Source organism: Methylocapsa palsarum (assembly GCF_900114285.1).
Taxonomy (GTDB): Bacteria; Pseudomonadota; Alphaproteobacteria; order Rhizobiales; family Beijerinckiaceae; genus Methylocapsa; species Methylocapsa palsarum.
This window is the reverse complement of sequence record NZ_FOSN01000047.1, coordinates 1-5168: the sequence shown is the minus strand read 5'-3', so window position 1 is coordinate 5168 and position 5168 is coordinate 1. Positions and strand designations below refer to the sequence as shown.

At 58.2% G+C, this 5168-nt stretch carries 5 protein-coding genes; all 5 read left to right on the top strand.

Going from position 1 to position 5168, the window contains the following annotated elements:
* Window positions 1–545 precede the first annotated feature (545 nt).
* The 5 genes from dcm (at window position 546) to BM177_RS18985 (ending at window position 4421) form a co-directional block, all read left to right on the top strand.
* Complete coding sequence (gene dcm, locus BM177_RS19005) at window positions 546–1796, top strand: DNA (cytosine-5-)-methyltransferase (RefSeq protein ID WP_091686833.1); 1251 nt, start codon at window positions 546–548, stop codon at window positions 1794–1796.
* Window positions 1789–2241 carry a very short patch repair endonuclease gene (locus tag BM177_RS19000; protein WP_091686830.1) on the top strand — a complete coding sequence of 151 codons (453 nt, stop codon included), beginning with the start codon at window positions 1789–1791 and terminating at the stop codon, window positions 2239–2241. Before dcm ends, BM177_RS19000 begins: the two co-directional genes overlap by 8 nt.
* Window positions 2241–3473 (top strand): type II restriction endonuclease, encoded by a 1233-nt coding sequence (locus BM177_RS18995; protein WP_091686828.1) that lies wholly within the window; start codon window positions 2241–2243, stop codon window positions 3471–3473. Before BM177_RS19000 ends, BM177_RS18995 begins: the two co-directional genes overlap by 1 nt.
* Before the next feature lie 13 nt (window positions 3474–3486).
* On the top strand, window positions 3487–3771 hold the full coding sequence (locus tag BM177_RS18990; protein ID WP_091686826.1) for a hypothetical protein: 285 nt from the start codon (window positions 3487–3489) through the stop codon (window positions 3769–3771).
* 281 nt (window positions 3772–4052) lie between these two features.
* Window positions 4053–4421, top strand: a complete 369-nt coding sequence (locus tag BM177_RS18985) for a DUF6876 family protein (protein ID WP_091686824.1) — start codon at window positions 4053–4055, stop codon at window positions 4419–4421.
* Window positions 4422–5168: the final 747 nt, after the last annotated feature.

The following is a 5168-nucleotide window of genomic DNA, read 5'->3' as shown; positions in this document are numbered from 1 at the left end:
GCACCAACTGCAGGCCGCTTAACCTTTAATGTCGATGAGCCAGAACCTCCGTTCCGAATAACCTGAAACTGTCTCAAATCATCTGACGACGGACACTTCTGCTCGAAAGCCTCCAGAGAAAGATTTTGCGATGTTAGGGCGCTCACCGGGGTGCAAAGAAAATGGACCCCACTGGCAACTACTCGAAGCGGGTTCGCTCACGGGATCGTAAGCGTACGCGAATCCGCGATCCAGAGTCTTAGGAAGTTTGCCGTGAAACTCTGATAGTTGCCCGGTCCATGGCCAGAGCTTATGGGATGCGCCTCCCCTTCAGGCTCCACGCGGCGCATCGGGCGACAAGCCGAATTTGGAACCCTTCTGTCCGATCAAATCAGACGCTTTGCCAGGGTTTTTGACTGTCCAGGTTCGAAGCATCGAGCTGCATTTTCTCGCCACAAAACCGAAACCGCGCTGTACGGATAATAGTTCTGGACAAGAATGTTCCGCTCTTGTTCAGGGGGCGCGAATCTGTCAGCCTGTCAGAAAAGCTCCCAGAGGACAGCGCCTTGAATGAATTTATAACACTTCGCCAGCAGGCCGGACTCAGCGTTGCGGAAGCCGCAACGCTGACAGGTTATGCCGAGCGAACGGCCTACCGGTGGGAAAAGGGAGACACCCGGCCGCGCAAGGCAGTGCTGGACCTGCTCAGGGCGATCAAGCCAATGGGCAAAGATCACGGTCAGAAGCTGGATGCATTCACCTTAATTGATCTTTTTGCTGGCATAGGTGGATTGCGCCGGGGCTTCGAAAGCATCGGAGGGACCTGCGTCTTCACCTGCGAATGGGACAAATACAGCAAGGAAACCTATCTCGCCAATTTTCCGGACGATGCACACGAGTTTGCCGACGACATCCGTGCAGTGAACGAGAAGGCTATTCCGCCGCACGATGTTCTTCTTGCGGGTTTCCCCTGTCAGCCGTTCTCTATCGCCGGAGTGTCAAAGAAGAACGCACTGAGTCGGCCGCACGGTTTCGCATGTGAGGCCCAGGGAACCCTGTTTTTCGACGTGGCGCGGATTATCAAGCACCACGAGCCGAAAGCCTTTCTCCTGGAGAACGTCAAAAATCTTGTAAATCATGATCGCGGTCAGACCTTCCGCGTAATCCGCGCCGTGCTGGAAAAGGAACTGGGCTATCATATCCAGGCCAAAGTCATTGACGCGAAGTCATTCGTGCCACAGCACCGGGAACGCATCTTCATCGCGGGGTTCAGGAAGGATTGCGGGTTCAGCTTCGATGGAATGGCGATCCCCGATCCGCTGAGCGGGCCATTGCTACGGTCGATCCTGCATCCTGGAAACGGCACGGAAAAGCCGGAAGGGCACTTTACGGCAGGCCGACAGGCCCAGGTATCTCCGCGCTACACGCTTTCGGACCATTTATGGTCCTACCTCAGGAATTATGCCGAGAAGCACCGGCAGAAGGGCAACGGCTTCGGCTTTGGCCTTTTCGGTCCGGACGACGTCGCCCGGACATTGTCAGCCCGCTACTACAAGGACGGCTCTGAAATCCTTATCCGCCAGGTTGGAAAACCTCCCCGGAGACTGACCCCGAGGGAGTGCGCCCGTCTCATGGGCTTTGACGCGCCAGGAGGGAAGCCGATGAAGATCGTCGTTTCCGATACCCAGGCCTACAAGCAGTTTGGCAACGCCGTCGTCGTACCGGTTGTCGAAAAGGTCGCGCACCATATGGCCCCCTTCATTCTTGACGCAGTCGCGGATCGCAAGCCGCACGGGAGCCGCCGCGCCAGTGCCTGATATTGTCGATTCGCAGACCCGCAGCCGGATGATGGCTGGCATCCGCTCACAAAACACAAAGCCGGAAATGATCGTTCGGCGGGGACTTCACGCAAGGGGGCTGCGGTTCCGGCTGCATCCGCGAGACGTTGCTGGCCGTCCCGACATCGTGCTTCCCCGCTTCCGTGCGGCTCTTTTCATTCATGGATGCTTCTGGCACGGGCATGACTGCCACCTGTTTCGCCTTCCCGACACCCGCCGCGAATTCTGGCAGGCCAAGATCAAGGGGAATCAGACGAGGGACGCCAAGGTGCGGGCCGAGCTGGCGGCTGGCGGCTGGCGCACCCTTACCGTTTGGGAATGCGCGTTGCGCGGCCGGACAGCGGGCATCACGAATGCAGTTGATGATGCGGCAGCATGGGTTCGCAGCGCCGCGCCTTCCGGTGAAATTCGGGGGGCCTCGTGATGGCCCTTGCCGATCTTACGGACTGGCTCGACGAATACATGAAACCGGGCGTGGTCTGGTTCGTGAAGCGGCTTTCCGCCAACGACACGCTGGCGACAAACGCGCACCAGGCCGGTCCTTACATCCCGAAGGAGTTTCTGTTCAGCATCTTTCCGATGATTGCCAGGATCGACGTGAAGAATCCGGATCACCGGTTCGACCTTTATATTGATTCACACGCGGATCACAGGGAAGTCCGCGCTGTCTATTACAACACGCGCCGACGCGGGGAGGGGACCCGCGATGAATCTCGCCTGACCAATTTCGGCGGCAGGCAGTCCGCGCTTCTTGATCCCGACAGCACGGGGGCTCTTGCGGTTTTTGCTTTCGTTCTGGACGCGTTGGGGAGCGCGACCCAGTGTCATGTCTGGGTCTGCCGTCACGCCACCGAGGAAGACCTTATCGAGGATCGTATCGGACCCGTTGAGCCCGGCAAGTTTACCATCTGGACACCGGCGACGGGCCGTCAGGAAGGACGGCCGCCCGCCACCCGCACCAGCTGCGCTCTTTCTCCTGACGAAATCCCGGCAGCCTGGATCGAGCGCTTTCCGACCGGCGAGGAAATCATCCGCAGAACTGTCGAGTTCCGGCCGCCGACGGGGATGAATCCAGACGTGCGGCTTGTCCGCCGCCGTGACTGTGAATACGAGCTTTTCCTGAGCGTCGAACAGGCGGTCTATCTGCCGCGTATCGCCACGGGCTTTAGCTCTGTCGAAGGGTTCATTGGCCTTGCGCAAACCATCCTTCAGAGCCGGAAATCACGGTCTGGGAATTCGCTTGAGCTTCACGCCCGCGAGATTTTCACGGAGGAGGGGCTTCGTTCCGGCGTCGAGTTTCAGCACAAGCCGGTCATCGAAAATGGCAAAAGGCCGGACTTCCTGTTTCCGTCACAGGCCGCTTATGAGAACCAGGCGTTCCCGGCTGACCGACTGCGGATGCTTGCGGCCAAGACTACATGCAAGGACCGCTGGCGACAGGTGATCAATGAGGCTAACAGGATCAGCACAAAGCACCTGCTCACCCTCCAGGAAGGCGTTTCGGAGGGGCAGTTCAGGGAGATGCAGGAGGCGGGCGTCCAGCTTGTCGTACCCGCCGGAATTCATGATTCATATCCCGATGCCGTAAAGCCGCATCTTCTGACGTTCGAGAGTTTTATTGCGGATATTCGTCTTATAAATCTGCCTGCTGCTTAAAAGGAATAAGGCATTGATTGGCGATACTCCTGCGGGGCTTCCAGACGGCCTTTATCCGTTCAACGACGAGCGTTTGCCGCTATCCGAGCTGGCAATGGTGGAGGCCCCGGCGCAGCTTGAAACTTTTTTCAAATCGCAGGCCGCCGCCAACGGAATCGAGATCATCCGGGATGAGCCGGTCGAATTGCGGTGCAAGTCCGAGGAATATCCGGACGCGACCTTTCTCATCTATTGGCCGCTCGGGCATGACCGGATTCACATGCTTGTCCCGAAGAAATTTTCGAAAGGCCGCGCGTAAAAGCGTGGCCTCGCTCTCGGGCACTGTCCTGACCCGCTGAATATCTCCGCATCCCTCATTTGAATCGTTCCCCCGGCGGGCTCGCGGACGGCCTCTTTTGTGGGGACTGTGACCGGTGCCGTCTCGGGATCAACCCGGCTCGCTTCCGCACTGCGCTTGTGCAGCTCCGCCCCGCTTCGCGGCGCACTGACGTGCGGCGTTTGATCCCTCGCCCCCTGGCACCGCTCCCTTTTGCCCCACGAGGCCGCAATCACGCGGCCCGCAGCAAAGGGAAAACGACCATGACCGATACGAAAACACTCACCAAAGCCGACCTTGCCCAATTCACCGGAACCGACAACTGGTATCGCCACGGGCTGGTGCGCGACGTTCTTTACACCGATGGCGTGGCGTATGTCGCCCAGACAGCCGGGGCCTATTGGCTCATTGATGAAATCGCCTTCGCGCAGCGCGGCGAAAAGCGGGTTGCGTCCGAGGAGTTTCAGTTCTGGAAGCTCAAGGTCAAGCCCGATCACACCGCCACGCTCACCTGCGAGGACGGCAACGGACGCGCCGTGTTCAGCAAGGTCATCGAGTACACCGATTTCCCGCTTGAGGAGATCGGCTTCTATTTCACGAACAAAACGATCTTGCTGCCGAGCGAATATTAACCCGCAGCAGGGACAGGCCGCCGCAAGGCGGTCTTCTCCCTTTTTCCCCTCTTGGGGGCTCGCCCCCGCCGGTGCGAACCCGCCCGCCCGGCATCCCCCGGCTCTCGCCGTCAAATGAAGGAATCCGCTTTTTTCAGGTTCTGGCGCGTCGCGCTTGCGGCGGGCTGGACGTTCGGCCCCCATGGGGGTGTAACTCCAATACGGGGGTTCCCCTTACGGCTCCTGATGGTGCATAATTCTTGACTTTTACACACCGCACCGCGAAGCTTCGGTCCTCAACTGCGCGGAGGCCCATACCAAAGCCCCAAAGAGCCGCTCTTACTCTCTTCCGCGCCTGTTGCGCTACAGGTGTTAGTCTGGACCATAGACGCCACGCCGGCAGTATCAGCATCGGATTAAGCTTATTATTTCTGCAAACTAAGGGGTCAGAGATGAAAACGACGTTGGCGGTTGCTTTATCATTGATCGTGTTTTCCTCGTTGTCGTATGGCGCGGAGAACTACACGCCTAGATCTGATCGCCAATTCGCGGTGAAACAATCAATAGCCAGTAAACAATTTGCAGAGGCTTGCGCTAGCGCATACGAAGCATGTGGACAAAGTGCGAATGGTCGCAGTTGTTGCTCGGGACTCTCGTGCAAATTCTTCGTATCTGTCCGTCGTCAGATGATTTGAGACAGTTTCAGGTTATTCGGAACGGAGGTTCTGGCTCATCGACATTAAAGGTTAAGCGGCCTGCAGTTGGTGC

Bases quoted from the DNA above. Each gene is read 5' to 3' on its own strand.
- BM177_RS18995 (WP_091686828.1), top strand. From the start codon at position 2,241: ATGGCCCTTGCCGATCTTACGGACTGGCTCGACGAATACATGAAACCG.
- BM177_RS18985 (WP_091686824.1), top strand. From the start codon at position 4,053: ATGACCGATACGAAAACACTCACCAAAGCCGACCTTGCCCAATTCACC.